The organism is Mesorhizobium huakuii (assembly GCF_030160235.1).
Taxonomy (GTDB): Bacteria; Pseudomonadota; Alphaproteobacteria; order Rhizobiales; family Rhizobiaceae; genus Mesorhizobium; species Mesorhizobium huakuii.
The window spans coordinates 101,228-122,705 of the sequence record NZ_BSNY01000037.1 but is presented as its reverse complement, the minus strand read 5'-3'; the positions used below and the strand labels follow the sequence as shown (position 1 = coordinate 122,705).

Annotated in this window: 28 protein-coding genes; 14 read left to right on the top strand and 14 right to left on the bottom strand. The window is 62.6% G+C overall.

From position 1 onward, the window contains the following. Positions 1-66 precede the first annotated feature (66 nt). From QQK95_RS20175 to gatB, 3 genes are all read right to left on the bottom strand, one after another. Positions 67-765, bottom strand: coding sequence for an AIM24 family protein (locus QQK95_RS20175; protein ID WP_258583990.1), 699 nt, complete (start codon positions 763-765; stop codon positions 67-69). 132 nt (positions 766-897) lie between these two features. After that, on the bottom strand, positions 898-1,395 hold the full coding sequence (locus QQK95_RS20170) for a GNAT family N-acetyltransferase (protein ID WP_284275915.1): 498 nt from the start codon (positions 1,393-1,395) through the stop codon (positions 898-900). A gap of 4 nt (positions 1,396-1,399) precedes the next feature. Beyond that, positions 1,400-2,899, bottom strand: a complete 1,500-nt coding sequence (gene gatB, locus QQK95_RS20165) for an Asp-tRNA(Asn)/Glu-tRNA(Gln) amidotransferase subunit GatB (protein WP_284275913.1) — start codon at positions 2,897-2,899, stop codon at positions 1,400-1,402. A gap of 288 nt (positions 2,900-3,187) precedes the next feature. On the opposite strand from gatB, the gene QQK95_RS20160 reads away from it, so the two are divergent. Continuing rightward, positions 3,188-3,445, top strand: a complete 258-nt coding sequence (locus QQK95_RS20160; RefSeq protein WP_013895772.1) for a YjhX family toxin — start codon at positions 3,188-3,190, stop codon at positions 3,443-3,445. Between the two features lie 47 nt (positions 3,446-3,492). Here the strand turns inward: QQK95_RS20160 and QQK95_RS20155 are convergent, their stop codons facing one another. Both QQK95_RS20155 and QQK95_RS20150 read right to left on the bottom strand, forming a co-directional pair. After that, positions 3,493-3,924, bottom strand: coding sequence for a CBS domain-containing protein (locus QQK95_RS20155; RefSeq protein WP_284275909.1), 432 nt, complete (start codon positions 3,922-3,924; stop codon positions 3,493-3,495). 88 nt (positions 3,925-4,012) lie between these two features. After that, entirely contained in the window at positions 4,013-4,771 is a 759-nt protein-coding gene (locus tag QQK95_RS20150; RefSeq protein WP_284275907.1) for a rhomboid family intramembrane serine protease, read from the bottom strand. Positions 4,772-5,161: 390 nt separating this feature from the next. On the opposite strand from QQK95_RS20150, the gene QQK95_RS20145 reads away from it, so the two are divergent. The 4 genes from QQK95_RS20145 (at position 5,162) to QQK95_RS20130 (ending at position 8,195) form a co-directional block, all read left to right on the top strand. Then, positions 5,162-5,794 (top strand): PAS domain-containing protein, encoded by a 633-nt coding sequence (locus tag QQK95_RS20145; RefSeq protein ID WP_284275905.1) that lies wholly within the window; start codon positions 5,162-5,164, stop codon positions 5,792-5,794. A 119-nt stretch (positions 5,795-5,913) separates the two neighbouring features. After that, positions 5,914-6,531, top strand: coding sequence for a PilZ domain-containing protein (locus QQK95_RS20140; RefSeq protein ID WP_010909193.1), 618 nt, complete (start codon positions 5,914-5,916; stop codon positions 6,529-6,531). Between the two features lie 280 nt (positions 6,532-6,811). After that, complete coding sequence (locus tag QQK95_RS20135) at positions 6,812-7,420, top strand: transglutaminase-like cysteine peptidase (RefSeq protein ID WP_284275903.1); 609 nt, start codon at positions 6,812-6,814, stop codon at positions 7,418-7,420. Between the two features lie 217 nt (positions 7,421-7,637). Further along, a complete protein-coding gene (locus QQK95_RS20130; protein WP_284275901.1) occupies positions 7,638-8,195 on the top strand; it encodes an ankyrin repeat domain-containing protein in 558 nt (185 codons plus the stop codon). A 25-nt stretch (positions 8,196-8,220) separates the two neighbouring features. On the opposite strand, the gene QQK95_RS20125 is transcribed toward QQK95_RS20130, so the two are convergent. Beyond that, the gene (locus tag QQK95_RS20125; protein WP_284275899.1) at positions 8,221-8,748 is read right to left on the bottom strand and encodes a gamma carbonic anhydrase family protein; all 528 of its coding nucleotides are present in this window, start codon (positions 8,746-8,748) and stop codon (positions 8,221-8,223) included. A 19-nt stretch (positions 8,749-8,767) separates the two neighbouring features. Beyond that, complete coding sequence (locus tag QQK95_RS20120; protein ID WP_284275897.1) at positions 8,768-9,103, bottom strand: DUF6949 family protein; 336 nt, start codon at positions 9,101-9,103, stop codon at positions 8,768-8,770. A gap of 117 nt (positions 9,104-9,220) precedes the next feature. Between QQK95_RS20120 and QQK95_RS20115 the strand changes: the two genes are divergently transcribed. Further along, complete coding sequence (locus tag QQK95_RS20115; protein WP_284275895.1) at positions 9,221-9,952, top strand: hypothetical protein; 732 nt, start codon at positions 9,221-9,223, stop codon at positions 9,950-9,952. 47 nt (positions 9,953-9,999) lie between these two features. Here QQK95_RS20115 and QQK95_RS20110 read toward each other — a convergent pair whose 3' ends face one another. From QQK95_RS20110 to QQK95_RS20100, 3 genes are all read right to left on the bottom strand, one after another. After that, positions 10,000-10,203 (bottom strand): DUF3126 family protein, encoded by a 204-nt coding sequence (locus tag QQK95_RS20110; RefSeq protein ID WP_019857879.1) that lies wholly within the window; start codon positions 10,201-10,203, stop codon positions 10,000-10,002. A gap of 153 nt (positions 10,204-10,356) precedes the next feature. Continuing rightward, positions 10,357-11,205: a serine O-acetyltransferase gene (gene cysE, locus QQK95_RS20105; RefSeq protein ID WP_027046788.1), complete on the bottom strand. Its 849-nt coding sequence runs from the start codon at positions 11,203-11,205 to the stop codon at positions 10,357-10,359. Positions 11,206-11,465: 260 nt separating this feature from the next. Next, on the bottom strand, positions 11,466-12,104 hold the full coding sequence (locus QQK95_RS20100) for a VOC family protein (protein ID WP_284275884.1): 639 nt from the start codon (positions 12,102-12,104) through the stop codon (positions 11,466-11,468). A gap of 120 nt (positions 12,105-12,224) precedes the next feature. Here QQK95_RS20100 and QQK95_RS20095 point away from each other — a divergent pair, with 120 nt between their 5' ends. Further along, a complete protein-coding gene (locus QQK95_RS20095) occupies positions 12,225-12,830 on the top strand; it encodes an HD domain-containing protein (RefSeq protein ID WP_284275882.1) in 606 nt (201 codons plus the stop codon). 25 nt (positions 12,831-12,855) lie between these two features. On the opposite strand, the gene QQK95_RS20090 is transcribed toward QQK95_RS20095, so the two are convergent. Next, positions 12,856-13,779, bottom strand: a complete 924-nt coding sequence (locus tag QQK95_RS20090) for a LysR family transcriptional regulator (protein WP_284275880.1) — start codon at positions 13,777-13,779, stop codon at positions 12,856-12,858. 111 nt (positions 13,780-13,890) lie between these two features. Between QQK95_RS20090 and QQK95_RS20085 the strand changes: the two genes are divergently transcribed. The 7 genes from QQK95_RS20085 to speB all read left to right on the top strand — a co-directional run bounded on the left by QQK95_RS20085 (position 13,891) and on the right by speB (position 19,737). Continuing rightward, positions 13,891-14,883 carry an ABC transporter substrate-binding protein gene (locus QQK95_RS20085; protein WP_284275878.1) on the top strand — a complete coding sequence of 331 codons (993 nt, stop codon included), beginning with the start codon at positions 13,891-13,893 and terminating at the stop codon, positions 14,881-14,883. A 69-nt stretch (positions 14,884-14,952) separates the two neighbouring features. Continuing rightward, a complete protein-coding gene (locus tag QQK95_RS20080) occupies positions 14,953-15,735 on the top strand; it encodes an ABC transporter permease (RefSeq protein WP_284275876.1) in 783 nt (260 codons plus the stop codon). A gap of 11 nt (positions 15,736-15,746) precedes the next feature. After that, the gene (locus QQK95_RS20075; RefSeq protein ID WP_284275874.1) at positions 15,747-16,517 is read left to right on the top strand and encodes an ABC transporter ATP-binding protein; all 771 of its coding nucleotides are present in this window, start codon (positions 15,747-15,749) and stop codon (positions 16,515-16,517) included. Then, entirely contained in the window at positions 16,514-17,269 is a 756-nt protein-coding gene (locus tag QQK95_RS20070; RefSeq protein ID WP_284275872.1) for an SDR family NAD(P)-dependent oxidoreductase, read from the top strand. Before QQK95_RS20075 ends, QQK95_RS20070 begins: the two co-directional genes overlap by 4 nt. Next, positions 17,263-17,970 (top strand): SDR family NAD(P)-dependent oxidoreductase, encoded by a 708-nt coding sequence (locus tag QQK95_RS20065; protein WP_284275870.1) that lies wholly within the window; start codon positions 17,263-17,265, stop codon positions 17,968-17,970. The genes QQK95_RS20070 and QQK95_RS20065 overlap by 7 nt, the downstream gene beginning before the upstream one ends. A 12-nt stretch (positions 17,971-17,982) precedes the next feature. Next, on the top strand, positions 17,983-18,753 hold the full coding sequence (locus QQK95_RS20060) for a creatininase (protein WP_284275868.1): 771 nt from the start codon (positions 17,983-17,985) through the stop codon (positions 18,751-18,753). Positions 18,754-18,765: 12 nt separating this feature from the next. Next, the gene (gene speB / locus QQK95_RS20055; protein WP_284275866.1) at positions 18,766-19,737 is read left to right on the top strand and encodes an agmatinase; all 972 of its coding nucleotides are present in this window, start codon (positions 18,766-18,768) and stop codon (positions 19,735-19,737) included. Here speB and QQK95_RS20050 read toward each other — a convergent pair. From QQK95_RS20050 to QQK95_RS20040, 3 genes are read right to left on the bottom strand one after another with little or no spacing between them, the layout of a single operon-like run. After that, positions 19,730-20,071, bottom strand: coding sequence for a hypothetical protein (locus tag QQK95_RS20050; RefSeq protein ID WP_284275864.1), 342 nt, complete (start codon positions 20,069-20,071; stop codon positions 19,730-19,732). The two genes, speB and QQK95_RS20050, sit on opposite strands and share 8 nt — an antisense overlap. 51 nt (positions 20,072-20,122) lie before the next feature. Beyond that, positions 20,123-20,890 (bottom strand): alpha/beta fold hydrolase, encoded by a 768-nt coding sequence (locus QQK95_RS20045; RefSeq protein ID WP_284275862.1) that lies wholly within the window; start codon positions 20,888-20,890, stop codon positions 20,123-20,125. Positions 20,891-20,909: 19 nt separating this feature from the next. Next, positions 20,910-21,470: a DUF192 domain-containing protein gene (locus tag QQK95_RS20040; protein WP_284275861.1), complete on the bottom strand. Its 561-nt coding sequence runs from the start codon at positions 21,468-21,470 to the stop codon at positions 20,910-20,912. Positions 21,471-21,478 lie beyond the last annotated feature (8 nt).

The window sequence follows — 21,478 nt, the reverse complement described above, 5'->3', positions numbered from 1 at the left end:
GGTTATGCCGCACCGGCTGATACGACTGCGGCGGTTCGCCAGCGCTGATCCATATCCTCCTCGGGCCTACTCCTCCGTCGGCATGTGCAGATACATCGACTGGATGCCGACCCGGCCCGGGCCGGTGAAGCGATTGACGATGAAATTCATATTGGCGCCGAAGAAGCCGCTCGACAGGCGGTCGATCTTGGTTTCCATCCTGACGGAGGCATCCTTGAACAGCCAGCCGCCCGGCTCGATGTCGATGGTCTCGCCGGCAGCAAGCGTCTTTTCGAAGACATTGCCGTAGCCGTGCAGCCAGACGATGCCGTCGCCGCTATCGCCACGAAATCGGTCGATGAAGAAGCCGCTCTGGCCGAACAGCATCGTCGCCAGGCCGCGCACACGCTCGAATGTGTAGTCGACATTGCCGGTGGCGGCGAGAAACTGGTGTTCGCGCACCTGAATCTCCTCGCCACGCCTGAGATGGATCGGCACGATGTGGCCGGGCCCATCACGGCTGAAGGCGATGATGCCCGCTCCCGACGCCTCGGTGACGAAGATCTGCATGCCGGCCATCATGCGCTTCAGCGCACCTTTCAGCGATTTCAGGCCGATGGTGATGGTCGAGTTCTTCCACAACAGGATGTGGTGCTCGAAATAGACAGGCATCCGCGTCACATCGACCGAAAGCACGGGCACCAGCTCGCCCGCTATGTGATAGGTGACGCCGCCAAAGGTTTCGTCCGACACCTGTGTCGGCATCAGTTCAGGCAAGCTTGGCATGGTTCCCCCCAGCGCTACCCAGCGTGCCGGTCCATTCCGGCTTCCGCGCGGTCAGCATCAGCAGCTTTGGTGTGGGGGCCCCAAGCCGTCAAACGAAAACAGGCGTATGCCGCGCCGCTCGCGCGAAGGTGATCAAGAGAGGTCGGCTAGAGGCCGGCGGTAGACCAATGTCGGCTCGCCGGAGGCACCCGCGTGCTTGCCGGCATCGCCGGATCGAACGAAGCCGTTCGCTTCGTAGAAGGCGATGGCGCGGGTGTTCCGCGCCTCAACTTCCAGACGGATGGCGTGGGCTTCCGGAAAACTTTCGATGACCTCATCGAGAAGCATGCCGCCGATGCCCCGTCCCTGCAGGCTGGGCAGCACGTAAAGCTGCCTCAGGACAACCGTCTTGCCGCCGTCGACGCTTTCGGCAAAGGCCACGCCGCCAATGCGCTTGCCGTCGTCGGCAACAAGGAAGTCGCTGTTCGGCTTGATCAGCCGCGCCTTCAGCGAGGCGATCGAATGCCATTCGTCGGTTATCTCGGTGACCTTGGCGGCGCCGTACATGGCGTCATAGGTCGCATGCCAGGTTTCGACCAGCACTGCCCGAATTGCATCAAGGTCACGTTCGCCTGCGGTGCGGACGAACATGGCCTTACTCTATGCCGAGCTTGGCCTTGACGAGGTCGTTGACCGCTTGCGGATTGGCCTTGCCGCCGGTCGCCTTCATCACCTGGCCGACGAACCAGCCGGCCATGGTCGGCTTGGCGCGCGCCTGTTCCACCTTGTCCGGGTTGGCCGCGATCACCTCGTCGACCGCCTTCTCGATGGCGCCGGTGTCGGTGACCTGCTTCATGCCACGGCTTTCGACCAGCGCACGCGGATCGCCGCCTTCGTTCCAGACGATCTCGAACAGGTCCTTGGCGATTTTGCCTGAGATGGTGCCATCCTTGATCAGGTCGATGATCGCGCCGAGTTGGTCGGGCGAAACCGGCGCATTTTCAATGTCCTTGCCCACCTTGTTCAACTGGCCGAGCAGATCGTTGATGACCCAGTTGGCAGCGAGCTTGCCGTCGCGGCCGGCGGCCACGTTCTCGAAATAATCGGCGACCGACTTTTCCGACACCAGGATCGAAGCATCGTAGGTCGACAGACCCAGCGAGGAGATGAGCCGCGCCTTCTTGTCGTCGGGCAGTTCCGGCAGCCCTTTGGCCAAAGCATCGACATAGGCCTGGTCGAATTCCAGCGGCAGCAGATCGGGATCGGGGAAATAGCGGTAATCGTGCGCTTCTTCCTTCGAGCGCATCGAGCGCGTCTCGCCCTTGACGGCATCGTACAGCCGCGTTTCCTGGTCGATCTTGCCGCCGTCCTCGAGAATGGCGATCTGGCGGCGCGCCTCGTAGTCGATGGCCTGGCCGATGAAGCGGATCGAGTTCATGTTCTTGATCTCGCAGCGGGTGCCGAACTCGCCACCGGGTCGGCGTACCGACACGTTGACGTCGGCGCGCAGCGAGCCTTCATCCATGTTGCCGTCGCAGGTGCCGAGATAGCGCATTATGGTGCGCAGCTTGGTGACATAGGCCTTTGCCTCGTCGCCGGAACGCAGGTCCGGCTTGGAGACAATCTCCATCAGCGCCACGCCGGAGCGGTTGAGGTCGACATAGGACATGGTCGGATGCTGGTCGTGCATCGACTTGCCGGCATCCTGCTCCAGATGCAGCCGCTCGATGCCGACCTCGATGTCCTCGAATTCGCCCTGGCGGTCGGGGCCGACAGACACGATCACCGTGCCCTCGCCGACGATCGGCTGCTTGAACTGCGAGATCTGGTAGCCCTGCGGCAGATCGGGATAAAAGTAGTTCTTCCGGTCAAAGACGGATTTGTGATTGATCTGCGCCTTCAGGCCTAGGCCGGTGCGGATCGCCTGCTTGACGCATTCCTCGTTGATGACAGGCAGCATGCCGGGCATTGCCGCGTCGACCAGGCTGACATTGGCATTGGGGGCCGCGCCGAAAGCGGTCGAGGCACCGGAAAACAGCTTTGCCTCCGAGATGACCTGCGCGTGGACTTCGAGCCCGATAATGATTTCCCAGTCGCCGGTGGCGCCGGGGATCAGGCGTTTTGCGTCGGGCGTGCGGGTATCGATGAGTGTCATGGCGGCCTGCAAATTACGATGAGTGAACTCACGTTTGAACGTGACTTTCACGTCTGAAGCGAAAGTTATTCGCTAGTGCAAACCGCCAGAAGAGACAAGCGCAAAGCCGCGGGCTGGCCTTTTCGGCCGCTTTCGCCTATAGGACGCCCATCCCAATGGAGAGTGGATGTTCACTTACGCTCAGTCCCGGTAAGGCCCTGACCTCGTAGCGAGGCAGGGCAGAAAACCTGAAACCCCGTGCCGCGAAACGCGGCGGCGGTATTTTTTGTTTTCCCGGAAACTCTCCATATGGATATTTCGCGCACTGAACAGCGCATCCTGCACCTGCTTGCGCAGGGCGGACGCATTGAAATCGAAAAGAACCAGAAGAAACGGATCGCCTCCGTCAAATGCCTGACCCGCGATGGCTGGCACTATCCGGGCGTCGATCTCGACCTGTTTCGAAAGCTGAAACGCAAGAAGGCGGTTTCGTCGTCGGGTGGCGGTCCCTACCGCATCACAAGGCGCGGGCTCGAGCTCGTTCGCTCCGAACTCGACAACCGATAGACTACAGTTCCGCCGGTCGGGTTTCCGGCCGGCGGTCCTTTCGCCGCTCAGGCCGTGGCGATGTAGGCCCTGATCTCATCCGCCTCGCGCTCGACATCCTCGATGCGGCGCTTGACCACGTCGCCGATGGAGACGATGCCATCGAGCAGGCCGTCCTTTTCCACCGGCAGATGGCGGAAGCGGCCCCTGGTCATGATCTCCATCACCTCGTTGACGGTGTGGTTCTCATTGCAGATCTTCACCTTCGGCGTCATTGCCGAACGCACGGCGATATCGAGCGCGGCGGCACCTTCCTTGGCGACAACCCGCACGATGTCGCGCTCCGACAGGATGCCGACAATCTTGCGATCGCCATTGGTGATGACCAGCGCGCCGATCTTGTGTTCGGTCAGGATGCGGATGGCTTCACTGAGCTTTTCGTTCGGCCCGAGCGTCAACACGTCGTGGCCCTTTTTTTCCAGAATTGCCTTAACCGTCATGGCGTCCTCCTCTGCTTCGCCTGCCGGTCCCCTGCCCAGACCGGCTTTCACGTAAGAGTGAACATCGTGCGCCGTGATCAGTTGCATTTCAAGTGCGAGGGTCGGCGCTCTCCCATTCGCGCGGCTGCCATCGCCGATCGAACCAGCGCAGGCCGAAAAAGCCGGCAACGAAGCCGCCAATATGAGCCTCCCAGGCGATCTGACCATCTACTCCAGGCGCGAAACCGAGCAGGCCGGTGGCGAGGTTGATGATCATCCACATGGCAAGGAAGACCACGACACCGCGCGAACGCAAGACAAGCGCGATCGGCAGCACGGGGCCGGCGAAGGCCGCCTTGCCGGCAGAGCGGTCGGTGCGGAAACCGAAACGCGCCGCAGCACCCATCATGCCCGATATGGCGCCGGAGGCGCCGACCAGCGGTGCTTCACCATAGGGGTGCATGGCCCAGAACAGTGCCACGGCAGCCAGTCCGGTAACGGCGAAGAACAGAGCAAACCCGAGCCCGCCGAGGCGATTGGCCAGCGGCGAACCAAACGCGGCGAGCCAGACCATATTGACGGCGATATGGGCAAAACCCCCATGCATGAAGGCGTAGGTGAAGGGCCGAGTGAACAGGAACCAGTCGAAGCCGTATTGCCCGGTATAGAGGACGGGAATGAAGGCTCCGTCGTAGAGCAGCGTCATCTGCTGCGCGTCGTTCAGCACATATTGCTGAAGCAGATAGACGGCCGCGCAAATGCCGATCACCGCCAGGACGATCGGCGGCAGGTTGAACACCGGTTCGCGCGCAGGCGGCGGCATGCTTTCGGCCGGTTCGGCTTCGGTTGGATTTTGCTGTTCGCTCATCTGCAATCGCACTCGGTGCTGGTTCGATCTGGCGAGCATCTAGATCACCGCCATTGGAACCGCAAACGGCGAATCGCCCCAGTGCGAATCAAAAAAGAAGCCGTCCAAGGTTTCCCTTGAACGGCCGGTCGAGCCCCCTGCTCCCCTAAAACTCTTGACTGAAGTGCTGCCGATCGTCGCGAAACGACCGCTTCTGGAGTGGTTTTGGTGTGCCACAGGGCCCTCTCGGGCGCAACGTAAACCAGTTGTTAACCTTAACGTCCCCGACCCGTGAACAAGTGTTAACGACGCTGGCACGCTTCCTGCTCCGCAACGCATGTAGGTCATCGGAGGGCGCCCTTCTGTTCACCGATGGGACATCAGACGACAGAATGCGCGGAGCAGCATACCATGAACCAAAACGGATCGATCACGCTGTTCCATTATTGGAACCGCCTGCGCGACGGACGCCCTGCTCCGAAGCGATCGGAAGTCGAGCCGGCCGATATCAAGTCACTTTTGGCCGACACGTTCATCCTGGAACGAGACACGCGCGGCCAACCCGTCTTCCGCCTGGCCGGCACCAGGCTCTGCGCCTGCTATGGCCGGGAACTCAAGGGGTTCTCCTTCCCGTCGCTGTGGCGCGAGAAGGATCAGCGTCTGGTTTCACGGCTGATTCACGGGGTTTTCGACCAGAAATCGGTGGTGCTGATCAATTTCGAGGGCTTCAGCCGCAATGGCCGCTCCAACAAGTTCGAATTGCTTGCCCTGCCGCTCGACGGCGGCATCGAGAACCCGCGCTGCCTTGGCGTCATCAGTGCCGCGGAGAAGCCGTTCTGGCTGGGTGCCGACCCGATCACGGACGCAATGATCGATTCGATCCGTGTCGTCGATCCGGAGAAGGAGTTGCTCAACAACCGTCCGGCGATCGACGTTCCCTCGCTTGTTCCAACCGAACTCGAGGCGCCAGATACGATCTCGGCGCTTGGCCGGGCACGCCGCATTCGCCATCTCGTCGTCTTCGACGGCGGGCGCGACGAATAGTTGATGATCGCACAGTCTCGCAGGCTCGTTTTTCCCCTTTGTTAACCCGCTTTGTTGTACTTCTGTGATGAAGTCCCTCGCATTGACGCGCGGGAATGCCAAACGGGGTGTAGGCAGTCATGAGGTCAGCGGCGGTCGACTACGCGCCGTCCCAAGCTGAGAGGCGTAACTTTCAGCGCGTCCGGGTCAAGATATACGGGCGATTCATGCTGGAAGACCGCACCGAGCATCCTTGCCAGGTTGTCGACATGTCGCCTGGCAATGTCGCGTTCCGCACCGATCGCATCGGCATGCCCGGTGAAAAGGTGATCGCCTATATCGACCATATCGGCCGCATCGAAGGCGTCGTCACGCGCACGCTGCAGGATGGCTTCGCCATGACGGTGATTGCCTCCGACCGCAAGAAGGACAAGCTGGCGGCGCAGCTGACCTGGCTTGCCAACAAGCACGAACTCGACCTGCCGGAAGACCGCCGCCACGAGCGCGTCGCGCCGCGCAATCCGACCAGCGTGCTGCAGCTCACCGATGGCCGCCAATACCAGTGCCGGATCATCGACTTGTCGCTGTCCGGCGCCGCGATCGAGATCGACGTCAAGCCGGCGATCGGCGTCCAGGTCATGCTTGGCACGATGCGCGGGCAGATCGTTCGTCATTTCGAGGATGGCGTCGCCATCGAATTCGCTGTCATCCAGCGCCCTGAGACGCTCGATTCCGAATTCAACACGCCGCGCGCCTGACCGGATACAACGGGCACTGCAATCAAACCGGCCCCGCGTGGCCGGTTTTTTGTTTCCGGGCGACAGCGATTTGTCTCTTCGCAAGCGGCCGGGTTCGCTTCGGACGCCGGGCACAAGGACTCGCGCCCGATGCCAGCCCATCCAATCCAAACAATTCAATACTCAAATGATTCAAATTTTATGTTTATTCTATTGGCGTTTTACTTAAAGTCTGCTTCGCGCTTTTGCGTCAAATAAATCCAGCCGTGGCAATGTCTCCTTCGAACGGGGAGACTAGAAAATGAAAAAAACGAGGGGCAAGCTGTTGCTGTTGGCAATGGCGATGCAGCTTTCCGCTTGGGGATCAGCATATGCCGCGGGACCGGCCTATATGCACACTGGCGGCCGTACCACACAGCCTGTTGGCCACTATGAATTCTGCCAGCGCATCCCTGGCGAATGCAACGAGAAGACGCCCAAGGGCGCGCCGGTCGACCTGACCCGCAAGCTCTGGGCGACGATCGTCAGCATCAACAATTCGGTCAACACCCGCGTCAAGCCGCGCACCGACATGGAAAACTACGGTGTCGAGGAATACTGGGCCTATCCCGACAATGGCTATGGCGATTGCGAGGACTATGCGCTGGAGAAGCGCCGCGAACTGATGGATGCGGGCGTGCCGGCGGGCGATCTCTTGATGACGGTCGCGCGCCAGCCGAATGGCGACGGCCACGCCGTACTGACCGTGCGCACCAGCCTCGGCGAGTTCATCCTCGACAATCTGGAAACCAAAGTCCTGTCCTGGACGGACACCGACTACACCTATCTCAAGCGTCAATCGACGGAGAACTCCGGCGTTTGGGTGACGATAAACGACGGCCGCTCCGACGCGGTCGCCAGCGTCCGCTAGGACGTAACGAGAAACCCGGTCGAGTCCCCACCCTCCCCGTCCCCAACGACCGGGTCTAAGGAGCCGGCCCCGTCCCCGGGCCGGCTCCGCCATTTCTGGCGGCAGCTCGAAACCCAATCAGCGTTGAGTAGGCGCATCCGACTACCCAGCACCTCCTTTGCACGGACGGCGGATCGAGGCATCATAGGCTGTTGGTTCCGTCCTCTGGATCACGGCGATGTTGGAGATCCCGGAAGATCGATGCGAGCGTCATCGTCTGTTCAAGGCGATCGACGATGCCTTCAAGGCCGGTGACTTCGATGGCCTTGGCAAAGCCCTGGGCGGTTCGCCCTGCTGGTTCGACGAACGTATGCCGTTCGAACTCGGCCTCGGGCACCCTCTGGAATACGCGATCTATTGGAGCCCGGTCCGCTTCATCTCGACGTTGCTGGATGCAGGCTCGGATCCGAATTATGGGGATCACGGTGGGTTTCCGGCAATCATTGCCGCGCTGTCCACCGACCGGGCCGATCGTCTGGAGATCGTGCGGGTGTTGATCGAGGCTGGCGCCGATCCCAACATGAGGGGCGTGAACGACTGGACGCCGCTTCACTATTCAGTGGCCATTCGTAGCGCCGAGGCGATCCGCCTGCTTTTGGCGGCTGGCGCCGATCCGACTCTCGCGACCCGCATCGATGACTATACCACAGCCTTCGAGGAAGCCGACAAAGCCGGCTTTGAAGCGGGCGCTTCATTGCTGCGTGATGCAATGGCCAAGCGCGGCTCCAACAGATAATGGCCCGGCTCGGCCGAAACTGGCCTCAGACCTTCTTCAGCCCTGCCTTGAAGCGCTTGCCGTTGGCGACGTAGTGCGCTGCCGAGCCGCGCAGCCTGGCGACGGCAGCGTCGTCCAGCACCCTGATCGCCTTGGCCGGAGAGCCGACGATCAGCGAATTGTCCGGAAATTCCTTGCCTTCGGTGACCAGCGCGCCGGCGCCGACCAGCGAATTCTTGCCGATCCTGGCGCCATTCAGCACGATGGCGCCCATGCCGATCAGGCTGTTGTCGCCGATCGTGCAGCCATGCAGCATGGCCCGGTGGCCAATCGTGCAGCCCTCGCCGATGGTCAGCGGGAAGCCGGGATCGGTGTGCATGAGCGTGTGTTCCTGCACATTGGTGTCGGCGCCGATAGTGATCGGCTCATTGTCGCCGCGAATGACGACGCCGAACCAGAAACCGGCATTGCGGCCGACCTGCACGTTGCCGATCAGCGTCGCATCGGGCGCGATCCAGTTTGTGTCAGCATCCGCGAAGCTGGGCTCCGTTCCGTCGATCGCATAAAGCGGCATTGTCGGCCTCCGAATCGTCTCAGATGCCGGACCCTAGGAGACGGATCGTCCAAGAGGCAATGGCAAGCACGACGATGCCCAGCGCCAGGGACCAGGCAATCGCCGTGCAGCCGCATGACAAGAGCGCGATCGTCGAAATGCGCTTCTCGCGGCGGGCATCGAGGGCATCGTTGACCAGCATGAACGGCCCTGCGCCAGCAGTGGCCGCCAGCGAGCGCAGCACGTGCTCGGGCGACACATAGGGCTCGGCGAAGGCGACCTTGCGGCCCGACACCAGCTCCATCGTCGAACCCGTCAACCCGCACACCGTCAGCCCGACGACAAAAGCAAACAGGAAGAGTTCCATCTGAGCCATCTTAACCTCCCATTTACCATGAAATCGCACAGTCGTTTCAGGAAGGCTGCAAGAGCCGTGCCGCGCGATGTGTGCCGCCGAGGGACACCGGGAATGGCGGTTGGGATGAGGACCGAGATGAAGCAGGCAGCGATTGCCGACGGCCCTGAACTCACCGTGGTCGATTCCACGCTGATGAAGCGGGTGTTCTATGCCTTCGCCGCACTTGCCTTGCTGTCGGTCGCGATCAGCCTTGGCGGCAAATGGTTCGGCCATAGCATCGCCATGGCCGGATATACCGACGACACGACGGTGCGCCGGGTGGTGATCGGCAACAATGTGATTTCCGTGCCGGCCAATTTCATCCGTTTCGACCAGGCCCGGCGCGACGGCATTGCCTCACGTCTCGACCTCTATCTGCGCTATCCCCAGATGGACGGGTATAGCGAGGCGGCTCGTGACGATTTCAATCACTCGGAAGCCAACAAGAAAATCATCTTCCTGTCCTTCGAACAGCAGATGATGTCCCGCGACATGAGCGGCCGGTTCGTGCCGATCTACAGCGCGCTGATCGTCCAGCCCGGCATTCCGGGACCGGGCGGCACGACGGTCTACGGCTTCAATGAGAAATCAGGCTATCTCAACGAGGTGCTGGTGGTCGGCAAGCGCGGGGGAAAGGATCCCTTCGTCGCCCGCTGCCTGAGCGGGCCGAGTGCCGGTCAATCGCTCGCGCCTTGCGAGCGAGACATCCATGTCGGCGACGATCTCAGCCTCACCTACCGTTTTCCCAAGGAATTCCTTGGCGACTGGCAGGCACTCGACGCGGCGATGACCGCAGAGGCCGGGCGAATGCTGAAGAGCGGACATTGAAGACAATGGCAGGCCGCGCCTGACGCGGCCTGCCATTTGATGCGGGCTCAGCCCAGATCGATGTCGAGGATCGCCATCGAGAAATTGTAGTCGCCGTCGTCCTCATCCTTGAAGACGATGCCGAGGAACTCGTCGCCGACATAGACTTCGGCGGAATCTTCCTTGCGCGGCCGTGCCTTGACCTCAAGCTTGGGGTTCTGGAAGACGCGCTTGAAATAGGCGTCCAGCTTTCTGATTTCGTCCGGCTTCAACAGTCTTCTCCGATCATCGGGCTTGCTGGTTTGAAGGGCGCTTCTGGCACGTCGACAATGGCGATGTAAAGGCAAGCCGGCGGTATTGCACCGGAAGCGGCAGTGCCGCCGGACAAAATCGCAATCGCGCCGGACGGCGCGCCGGCGCGGAAATCAGATATCGAAGCTGACCACCTGATCCATCGACTGCGACGGCAGAAGCTGGTCCATCTGGCGCGAAGGCTGGTCGCAGCCGGTCTCGCCGACGACGCGGGCCGGCACACCGGCAACCGTCTTGTTGTGCGGCACGGGCGACAGCACCACCGATCCGGCGGCGACCTTGGAGCAATGGCCGATCTCGATATTGCCGAGAATCTTGGCGCCGGCACCGATCAGCACGCCACGGCGAATCTTGGGATGGCGGTCTCCGCCGGCCTTGCCGGTGCCGCCCAGCGTCACGCCGTGCAGGATCGACACATCGTCCTCGATGACCGCGGTCTCGCCGACAACGAGGCCGGTCGCATGATCGATGAAGATACCCTTGCCGATGCGCGCGGCCGGGTTGATGTCGGTCTGGAAGACCGAGGACGAGCGGCTCTGCAGATAGAGCGCGAAATCCTTGCGGCCCTGGTTCCACAGCCAATGCGCCAGCCTATGGGTCTGGATGGCGTGAAAGCCCTTGAAATAGAGCACCGGCATGATGAAACGGTCGCAAGCCGGGTCGCGGTCGTAGTAGGCCTGGATGTCGACACGCACGGTGGTCGGCCATTCCTTGTCGTCAGCCAGCATGGTCTTGAAGGTCTGGCGGATGAGGTCTGAGCCGATGTCCTGATGGGCAAGCCGCTCGGCGATCCGGTGGATGACGGCCTCTTCCAGGCTCTCCTGGTTGAGGATCGTCGAATAGAGGAAGGCGGCGAGCAAGGGGTCGCGATTCACCGCGTCCATCGCTTCGTCGCGGATCGAACGCCAGATCGGATCGACCGGCTGCAACGCACTGTGGCGGGAAATGCTGATGCTGTTCATCGACGTCGCGTCCTGCGTCCTGCTGGCTTGCCTGTTGTCCGGCCGCACATATAGGCCAGATCATAGCATGATTGAACTCAATTTTCCTTAGTGCTGTGTCAAATGGATTTGGTTCGCAGGAATTCAAGCAGCCATGGAAAACGAACCCTTGATCGGCGAGCCGCCGGAAGTCGACCTTTCGCGCCCAGTTGCCGGGACGATCCGATGGCGGATCAAGGCCAGCGCGGCGCCGATGACACCGCGCCGTGATTACCCACGGTTCAAGTCGGCAGCGGCGTGCCGGCCTGTTCGGCCACCATGTATTCGGCATACCAGTCGGGCCAGTTCACGTCATATTGTCCGCCGGTCCGTTTCTCATGTTCGCCATGTGCCGCCGCCGCGCGGCGCAGCGCCGCGGCAAGCTCGCCCGACGACGTGAATATCGTGTCGCTGGCATCCACACGTCCAGGCAGTCGCTGGGTGATTTCCTGCAGTATGAAGCTGTTGCCGTCCGGATCGCTGAACGTGACATAGGATGAATAGCTGCGCCCTTCCGGATGCCTGCCGCTGACCGGCGGCTGTCCTGGACCCGCGCGGTGGAACACCTCGCTCGCCTCTACGCCGCGCGCCACGAGTTCGGCATGTGCCGCCACGATGTCGGACACCACGAGATAAAGTCCCTTCGCCGAGCCTGGCGCGGCTGATGTCAGCCCCTTGCCGAAATGGATCGAGCACGGCGAACCCGGCGGCGTGAACTGCACGACTCGAAACGCATCGCCGACGATGAAGTCCGCGTCGAGCCGCCAACCCAGGCCGCTGTAAAAACCCTTGGATCGATCGGCATCCGCAACGGCAATGATGACGGCCTCCAGCTTCATGTCGATCGTCCCTGGCCTCTCGCTGCCGCTCGTGTTGGTCATGTCAGCCTCCTGGGTTGGATATTCCTGGGAGGGCAACATTCCCCAGAGCTCGGGCCCATGCAAGGTTCGAAGCGACTGGCTCGAAGGGGCTGAGATCGATTAACTGGACGGATGATGAAAATGAAAGACCAGCCCTTGATCGACGAACCGCTGAAACAGGAACTCTCGGCGCTCTACCGGGCCGAAGGCCGCCACTACCACAACCTCGCCCATATCGAAGCAATGCTGGTGCTGGCCGCCGACTATCGAGCGCTGTTCGGAGATCCGGAGGCCGTCGAAGCGGCGATCTGGTTTCACGACGCCATCTATGACAGCAAGGCCAAGGACAACGAGGCCAGAAGCGCCGCGCTTGCCGAGAAAAAGCTCGCGGGCCGCACCGACGCGGGGCGCCTGGACCGCATCGGCGCGATGATCCTCGCCACCGCTACGCACCAGTTGCCTCGGTTCGACGATAACACGGCCACTCGCGACGCCAGCCTCTTCCTCGACATGGATCTGTCGATCCTGGGCGCCGCGCCGGATGCGTTCGACGCCTACGAGCGCGCGGTTCGCCAAGAATATGACTGGGTGGAGGAGCCGATGTGGCGCGCCGGGCGGGGTGCCGTGCTGAAGGACTTCATCGCCCGCCCGCGCATTTTCCACACCGAGGAATTTCGCCAGCGTTTCGAGCCGCAGGCCAGGCTGAACATGGCGCGCTCGCTGGAGACCCTGCAAAGGCCCTCGTGATCTTCGCCGAGGTTCTCCGGGCGCCCTAAACGTGGCCCTGTGTCGATCCCACGCCGGGCGTTGCGTCGAACAGCGCCGCCAGAAACGCCTGGACGAGCGAGCGCTGGGCGTCGGTCTTGCGATAGGCGACGCGATGGATCGAACTGAACGCGTACGACCTTGGCCTGATCGCCCGCATGTCTCCGGCCGCAACCCAGGGATCGGCAAAGTGGCATGGCAGGAAGCCGATGAAATTGCCCGACAGGATCAGCATCAGCTGAGCCTCCATGTGAACGACCGATGCGCTCGCCCTCGGGTGACCGACCAGATAGAGGTCGTCGAAATGCCGATAGCTGCGCACCGAGAACCGCGCGGCGTCGATGGCGCCCTGATCGATCCTTGCATCGGGCACCGCGAAAAGCGGGTGCCTTCGCCCGCAATAAAGAAGATGCGGTTCGCCGCAATAGTCGCGATAGACGACGCCGGGCGCCTTCTGCGACAGCGGCCCGATGACGACATCGCGCCCGCCATCGGCGACCTGTTGCTCGAGTTCGGACGGCGTGCCCACCGAAAGATCGATGAAGACATCCGAATCCGGCCCCATGAAACGGCTGAGGGCGTGCTGGATACCCAGCTCGCTGCTGGTGAAAACCCCATCCGACGTACCGACCCGCAAGCGGCCCGACAGGCTGCCACTCGCGGCATTGATGCGGTGTCCGAAATCATCCAGGTCGCGAAACAGTTTTTGCGCCGCATCGTAGGTCGCCTGGCCGACCTCGGTCAGGCGGAATTGCTTGCGCCCGCGATGGCAGAGCTGGGCGCCAATGCGTTTCTCCAGTTCCGCCAAATGCGTGCTGAGTGTCGGCTGCGAGAGGTTCAGCGTGATCTGCGCGGCGGCGAACCCGCCTGAATCGGCGAGTGCCACGAAAACACGCAGCAGGCGGATGTCGATATTGTCCAACCGGCGCATGGCGCTACCCCTCACCTCACATCGATATTATTCGATGTATCGTTCTAAATAAACTCATTTACATCAATGTCTGAAATCGCGAGCCTGTGCGAAACAAATTGGGGAACAATCATGAAGTCCTTGCTCGCCACCGCGCTGTCCGCGGCCCTGGTGCTCGCCAGTTCACAGCTGGCGCTGAGCGCCGACCAGATCCGCATTCTTGCGCCGACATGGCTGGGATTTGCACCCGTCCATATCGCCGGCGATCTCGGCTGCTTCACCGCCAAGGGCCTCGACGTCAGCATCAAGTTCGAGGACGACCTGACCAATGTCATGGCCGCAATGGCGCGCGGTGACATCGAGATGCAGATGCGCTCGGTCGGCGAATATCAGGGCCGGCCGCGGGATGCGTCGACCCCCGGCATCATCATCGGCACGATCGATGAATCCGTCGGCGGCGACGGCGTCATCACCGACGACACCATCAAGTCGGTTGCCGATCTCAAGGGCAAGGTGGTTGCGGCCGAGCCGAACATCCCCTCACGCCTGCTCTTGCAGATGGAACTCAAGCAGGCAGGCCTGTCACTGAAGGATCTGCAGATCAAGGACATCGCCACGGCCGATACCGGCGCGGTTTTCGTCGATCCATCGATTGCCGCGATCGCAACCTACGAACCGTTCATGTCGCAGGCGCTGAAAGCATCGACCCGTCCGGGCGCCCGCATGCTGATCTCGTCCAAAGACCATCGCGGCATCATCATCGACGCGATCATAGCCCGCAATGACGACTTCAAGGCGAACCCCGACAAATACGCCAAATTCCTCGGCTGCATCTATGAAGCGGTCGATTTCATCAAGGCCGAGCCGCAAAAATTCGCAGACATGGCCTCCAAGCATTTCGGCCTGACACCAGCAGAGGTGAGCGACATCGTCAACTCCAGCCTGTCCTACACGACGCTCGCCGAATCGCAGGCCTACATGGGCAAGCCTGGCGAAAAAGGCACGTTGCACGGCATCTTCGACACGGTCATGGACCTCAACCTGGAGAACGGCGCCGCCGACAACAAATTGGTCGCGGCTGACCAGATCGACAATTCGGCGATCAACAAGATTCCCGCGAAATAACGGTCACGCCGACCGGGTCCGGCAGCCTGGCTGCCGGCAGCCATGTCTCTCTCAGACGGGGATAGTGATTTGTTCAGCAGCCTGTTTGTCTTCCGCGGCCGCGCCTCGCCGCTGGGGGAGTTCGCCGTCAGCGTCGCGGCGGCAATGCTCGTCATTGCGCTGTGGGAGCTGGCGGCGCGCGCGGGCATCATCGCGCCGCAATTCCTGCCCTCGCCGAGCCGCGTCGTCGTCGCCCTGTGGACCATGCTGACCGAGCAGAACCTTGTCTGGCACGTCGCGGTTTCGACCGCCCGCGTCTGGATCGCCTTCCTGCTCGCCGCCATCATGGCAATCCCGATCGGCATCATGATGAGCAGCTACCGGATCGTCGGCGCGGCCCTGGAACCGATGATCGATTTCATCCGCTATTTGCCGGTTCCGGCGCTCGTGCCGCTGTCCATCATCTGGTTCGGTGTCGGAGAGGAAACAAAGATCTTCCTGCTCTGGCTGGGCACGTTCTTCCAGCTCGTGCTGCTGGTGGCCGACGACATGCGGCGCGTGCCGCAGGAGTTCGTCGAGGTCGCCCGCACGGTAGGCGCCAATTCGAGGCAAGTGATGACCGATGTCGCGCTGCACTGGATGGGACCGACGCTGCTCGACAATCTGCGCATCACGCTCGGCTGGTGCTGGACCTATCTGATCATCGCCGAGATCGTCGCCGCCGATTCCGGCATCGGCTACGTGATCTGGACGGCGCGGCGCTTCGTCAAGACGCCCGAGGTCATGGCCGGCGTCGTCGTCATCGGCCTGATCGGCCTTGTCACTGATCAGCTGCTTCGCCTGCTTCATCGCCGGCTGTTCCGGTATCTGTGAGGGGCATGACAATGACCGGATATGTCCAATTCGTTGATACGGCGAAGTCCTTCGGCCCCGTCAATGTGGTGCGCAAGACCAGCCTTGGCCTCGAGCGCAATTCACTGGTCGTCTTCCTCGGACCGTCGGGCTGCGGCAAGACCACGCTGATGCGCATGGTCGGCGGCCTTGACGAGCCGAGCTCGGGCTCGATCCTGCTTGGTGGGGAAAAGGTCGTCAGGCCGGACCGCCGGCGCGGCATGGTGTTCCAGTCCTATTCGTCCTTTCCCTGGCTAACGGTGGAAAAGAACATCGCCTTCGGCATGCGTTACAGGAAGGACCTCGATGCGATGCAAAAGGCCGAGCGTATCGGCCATTATCTCGACCTGTTCGGGCTCGCCGACTTCGCCGGCTCCTATCCGAACCGGATCTCGGGCGGCATGCGCCAGCGCGTGGCCATTGCGCGCACGCTGGCGGCTGGTTCCGATGTGCTGTTGATGGACGAACCGTTTGGCGCGCTCGACGCGCTGACACGCGAACGCCTGCAGGTCGAACTGCGGCAGATCCAGATCCGCGAGGAAAAGACCGTCATCTTCGTCACCCATGACGTGGAAGAGGCGGTGTTCCTTGCCGACCGCATCATCCTGTTCTCACGCCGCCCGGCTTCCGTCGTCGCCGACATCGACGTGGCGGCCGAGCTCGGTGCGGACCGGCCGCTGGAGATCCGCGAAACTCAAAAATTCTTCGAACTGCGCAACAAGGTCCTGCACCTCATCCGCAACGAAACCGGAGTGGTCGTATGAGCCTCTCCTTTTCCGGAAAGACGGTGGTGATCACCGGGGCCAGCCGCGGCATCGGGCTCGGCATCGCCAAGGGATTCGCGCAGGCCGGCGCCAGGCTGCATCTCATCGCCAATGACGCGGCCGTGCACGACCGCGCACGGGAGCTCGGCGCTACCAGCGCGCAAGCCGACATCGCCGATCGTGCTGCTGCCGCGATGGCGATCGAACCAATTGCCCGCATGGACGTGCTCATCAACAATGCCGGCCTTGAACTGATGACGCCGATCACCGACAGCGGCGACGAGACCGAAGCCGCGTTCCGGCGCATCATCGAGATCAACATCATCGGCACGGCGCTGATCACCGCACGCGCTCTGCCGCGCATGCAGGCGGGTGCGGCGATCATCAACACCGCGTCGATCTGGGGCCGTGTCGCCGAAGCGCGTTTCGGCGCCTATGTCGCCTCCAAGCACGCCATCATCGGCCTGACCAAGACCTGGGCCAGGGAGCTTGGGCCGAAAGGCATCCGCGTCAATGCGGTCTGCCCCGGATGGGTTCGCACCGAGGCGTCGATGCGCTCGCTTGGCCGTATGGCGGAGCAAGGCGGGCTCGACGAGTCGGTGCTGCTCGAGGACATCGTCGGCGCGCAGGCCCTGCCCGGCCTGATGGAGCCGGCCGACATGGCCGGCACCTATCTGTTCCTGGCATCCAGCCTCGCGGCCAACATCACCGGGCAGTCGCTAGGCGTCGACAGGGGAGAAGTGCCTTGGTAGTCCCGCTCCACGGGAAACGCGCGCTGGTCACCGGCGCGGCGAGCGGCATCGGCCGCGCGACGGCGCTCGCCTTGCGGGAGGCCGGGGCGACCGTCCTCGGGCTCGATCTCAAGGCATCCGAAGGCGATATTCCGATCCTTGCCTGCGATCTCGCCAGCGAAGCCGACATCATTGCGGCGGTCAGGCAGGGCGCCGAGCGGATCGGCGGCTATGACATTCTCGTCAACAATGCCGGCATCCTGCAGGAAGCCTCGCTTGATGCGATCTCGCTCGACCATGTCGACCGCATGTTCGCCGTCAACGTGCGCGGCGCGATCCTCGTCGCACGCGAAGTCCTGCCGCATCTTCCCGACGGCGGCCGCATCATCAACATCGCTTCGGAACTCGCCTATCTCGGCCGGGCCGGCGCCTCGGTCTATTGCGCGACCAAGGCGGCCCTGCTCGGCCTGACCCGCTCCTGGGCACGCGAGCTTGCACCCAGAATACTGGTCAACGCCGTGGCGCCGGGGCCTACCGACACACCGCTTCTCGGCTTCGAGGCCCTGAGCGAAAGCCAGCGCGCACTGGAAACCACCCATCCGTTGGGGCGGATCGGCCGGCCGGATGAGATCGCCTCGGCGGTGGTTTTCCTCGCCGGCCCGGGCGCCACCTTCTTCACGGGACAATGCCTGGGCGCCAATGGCGGCGCGGCGATGCTTTGAGATGAGATGATGATGAAAGACAGGGTTTTCCTCGCTGAACTGACGTGGCCGGAGGCCGAGACGCGGATCTCCACAGGCGCTCCGGTTTTCCTGCCGCTCGGCTCAACCGAACAGCATGGCCACCACATGGCCATGAATGTCGATGTCGTCATCCCGACCGCCATCGCCGAGACGGTGGCCAGGCAGGTTGGCGGCCTCGTTGCGCCAACCATCGCCTATGGCAACCGCTCGCAGCCAAGGACCGGCGGCGGTCCGGCCTTCCCTGGCACGATCAACATCACGGCGCACACGTTCTCTCTCATCGTCAAGGATGTGATCTGCGATCTCTATCGCCAGAAGGTCCGGCGCATCGTCGTCCTCAACGGCCACTACGAGAATATCGGCCCCTCCATCGAGGGCATTGAACTCGCGCTCGACGCCATCGGCCGCGAGCGCGCGACCGACCTGACGATCCTGCGCATCGACCATTGGGAAATGGTGCACGCCGAGACGCTGACAAAAGTGTTCCCGGACGGCTACCCCGGCATCGAACTCGAGCATGCCAGCGTGATCGAGACCTCGATGATGCTGGCGCTGCGCCCCGAACTCGTCGACCTTGGCAAGGCGCTGCATGACGGTCCAGCGCAGTTCAAGCCCTATGACCGTTATCCCAGGCCGGCCGAAGAAGTGCCGCCGTCTGGCGTGCTGTCGCTGACCGAGGGTTCGTCGGCGCAAAAGGGCCGATGGCTGCTCGACGACTGCGAGACGCGGATCGTTGAAATCGTCAAACGTGAATTCTCCTGAGGTGCCGACATTATGAGCAGCAATTTCTTCCAGCCGGTCGACGCCTCGGCCGTTCCCCGTTTTGCCGGGCTCTCGACCTTCATGCGGCTGCCGGCGGTGGCGAGTGCTGTGGGGCTCGACATCGCGCTGGTCGGCATACCGTGGGACGGCGGCACGACCAACCGCGCCGGCGCACGGCACGGCCCGCGCGAGATCCGCAACCAATCGAGCCTGATGCGGCGCGCCCACCATGTTTCGGGCGTCGAACCGTTCAGCATCGCCAATGTCGCCGATGTCGGCGATCTCTCGGTCAATCCGATCAACCTGATGGACGGGTTGAAGCGCATCGAGGACGGCATCGCTGATATCGTGGCGGCAGGCGCCATTCCGCTCGCCGCCGGCGGCGACCATCTGACGACTTTGCCGGTGCTGCGCGCCGTCGCCAAGGATCGTCCGGTCGGCATGGTCCATTTCGATGCGCATTCCGACACCAATGACCGTTATTTCGGCGACAATCCCTACACGCATGGCACGCCCTTCCGCCGCGCCATCGAAGAGGGACTGCTCGATCCCAAACGGGTGGTGCAGATCGGCATTCGCGGCTCGATCTACGAGCCCGGCGAGCATGACTGGGCGGTCGCCCAGGGCATTCGCATCATCTACATGGAGGAATTCGTCCGCCGCGGCGCGGCCGGCGTCATGGAGGAAGCGCGCGCCATCGCAGGGACCGGCCCGACCTATGTGACCTTCGACATCGACTGCATCGACCCGTCTATGGCGCCGGGAACAGGCACGCCCGAGCTCGGCGGCTTCACCACCCGCGAGGCGCAGGAAATGGTCCGCCTGCTCGACGGATTGGACATTGTCGGCGCCGATGTCGTGGAAGTGGCGCCGCCGTTCGATCTCGGCGGCATGACGGCGCTGGCGGGGGCGACGATGATGTTCGAATTGCTGTGCGTGCTGGCGAAGTCAGTGCAGGAAGCGAGAGCGCGCGAGATCAGGTAAAGGCGCCTATGGTCGAGGCCATTGCCGCGAGGATGGCCAGCCCCGCCGTCACCGACAGCCCATTGAGGATAATCCCCAGCAGGCCGAGGGCGCGATTGTCGTTCGAACGCGCCAGCGCCATCACGCCGAAAACCGCGCCGGTGATATGCGCCAGCGGGGCGGCCAGCAGAAAAACCGCCATGAAGTACCCGGTGGCGATGTTCTGGACGCGTTGCGAAGCGTCGCTCGGCATCGCCACCAGGATGGCGATGGCGATTGCTCCCGCCGTGAAGGCGACCAATGCCAATATGACCGAACGTTTGCCGAATGTCTTGCGAGCGACGCCGCCAGGCATGGCAGCCGTGCTTCTTCCCCATTGTGCCACTGTTGCCCCCCGGCGGACCGCTCAAAGCGGATATTCGGCATAAAACTCCAGCACGCGTTGCTTGAAGGTCTTGTCCCCGACCGCCAGCATATGATCCCTGCCCTGGATGTGAAAAGCCCTGGCGTTCGGCATCAGGGCGGCGAGTTCGTCCGGCGAGCCGCCAATGTCGTCCGTGGTGCCGACCGCGACCAGCGTCGGCTGGGCGATGCGGGCAAGGTCCTGTTCGCTCAGCAATTCGCGCGATGTGGCGATGCAGGCGGCAAGCGCCCGGCGATCGCTGCGGGTCTGGTCGGCGAAGGCGCGGAAAGAGCGGCCGCGCGGATGGGTGGTGGCCGTCGGATCGTCGGCAAGCAGGGCCGCGGCGATCGGGTCCCAGTCGCCGACGCCGTCGATCATGCCGATGCCGAGGCCGCCAAAGACCAGCGTTGCCACCTTGTGCGGATCGGACAAAGCCAGAAACGCCGCGATGCGAGCGCCCATCGAATAGCCCATGACATGGGCCCGTTCGATACCGAGATGATCGAGCAAGGCGGCGGCATCCGAGGCCATTTTCGCTGGCGTATAGTCGGCCTCGTCATAGCTCTTCGATGACGAGCCATGGCCGCGATTGTCGAAGGCGATGGCGCGATACCCGGCATCGTTGAGCGTCTTGAACCAGCCGGGCGACACCCAGTTGACGTAGTGGCTCGAGGCGAAGCCGTGGATCATGATCACTGGGTCGCCCTGCCCCGACGCCGGTTGGCGGTCGAGGAAGGCAAGATCGAACCCGTCATGGGAGAAGAACTGCATCGGCTGCTCCAACTCGCGTTCAGCCGCCGCCGTTGGGTGCATCGCCATTGTCCGGCGGTGGCACGCCGGGCCCGGATACGGTGCCGATTGCCGGGTGGCGCAACAGGTCGCCATACCCGATGCCGTATTTGGCGGCGGTGCCGGCCTTGAGTTCGAGCACGAAGCGCACGGGCACGCCGGGCGAAATGATGGCCTGGGATTGCGGCTCGCCATGCTTGACGGCCCGGATCTTGCCATCCTGGCCGACAAAGATCAGGTCAAGCGGCATCGGCGTGTTCTGCATCCAGAAACTGACCTGCTGCTGTATCTCGAAAACGAACAGCATGCCGTGATCGTCCGCCATGTCCTGGCGATACATCAAGCCGGCCTCGCGCTGCGCGTCGGTGTCGGCGATTTCGATCGAGAAAGAGCGATTCCCATCTTTCGTCACCACGACCAGCGGCGTCGGGTCGACCGGAAGAATCATCGCCCGGCTGTCGGCCGAGGTCGGCCGTTCCGAATAGAAGAAAGCGCTTGCGGCCACGATCACGGCGGAAATGGCGCAAAACACGCCCGCCGTCAGCCAGTTCCTGCGAGTCATCCAAGATC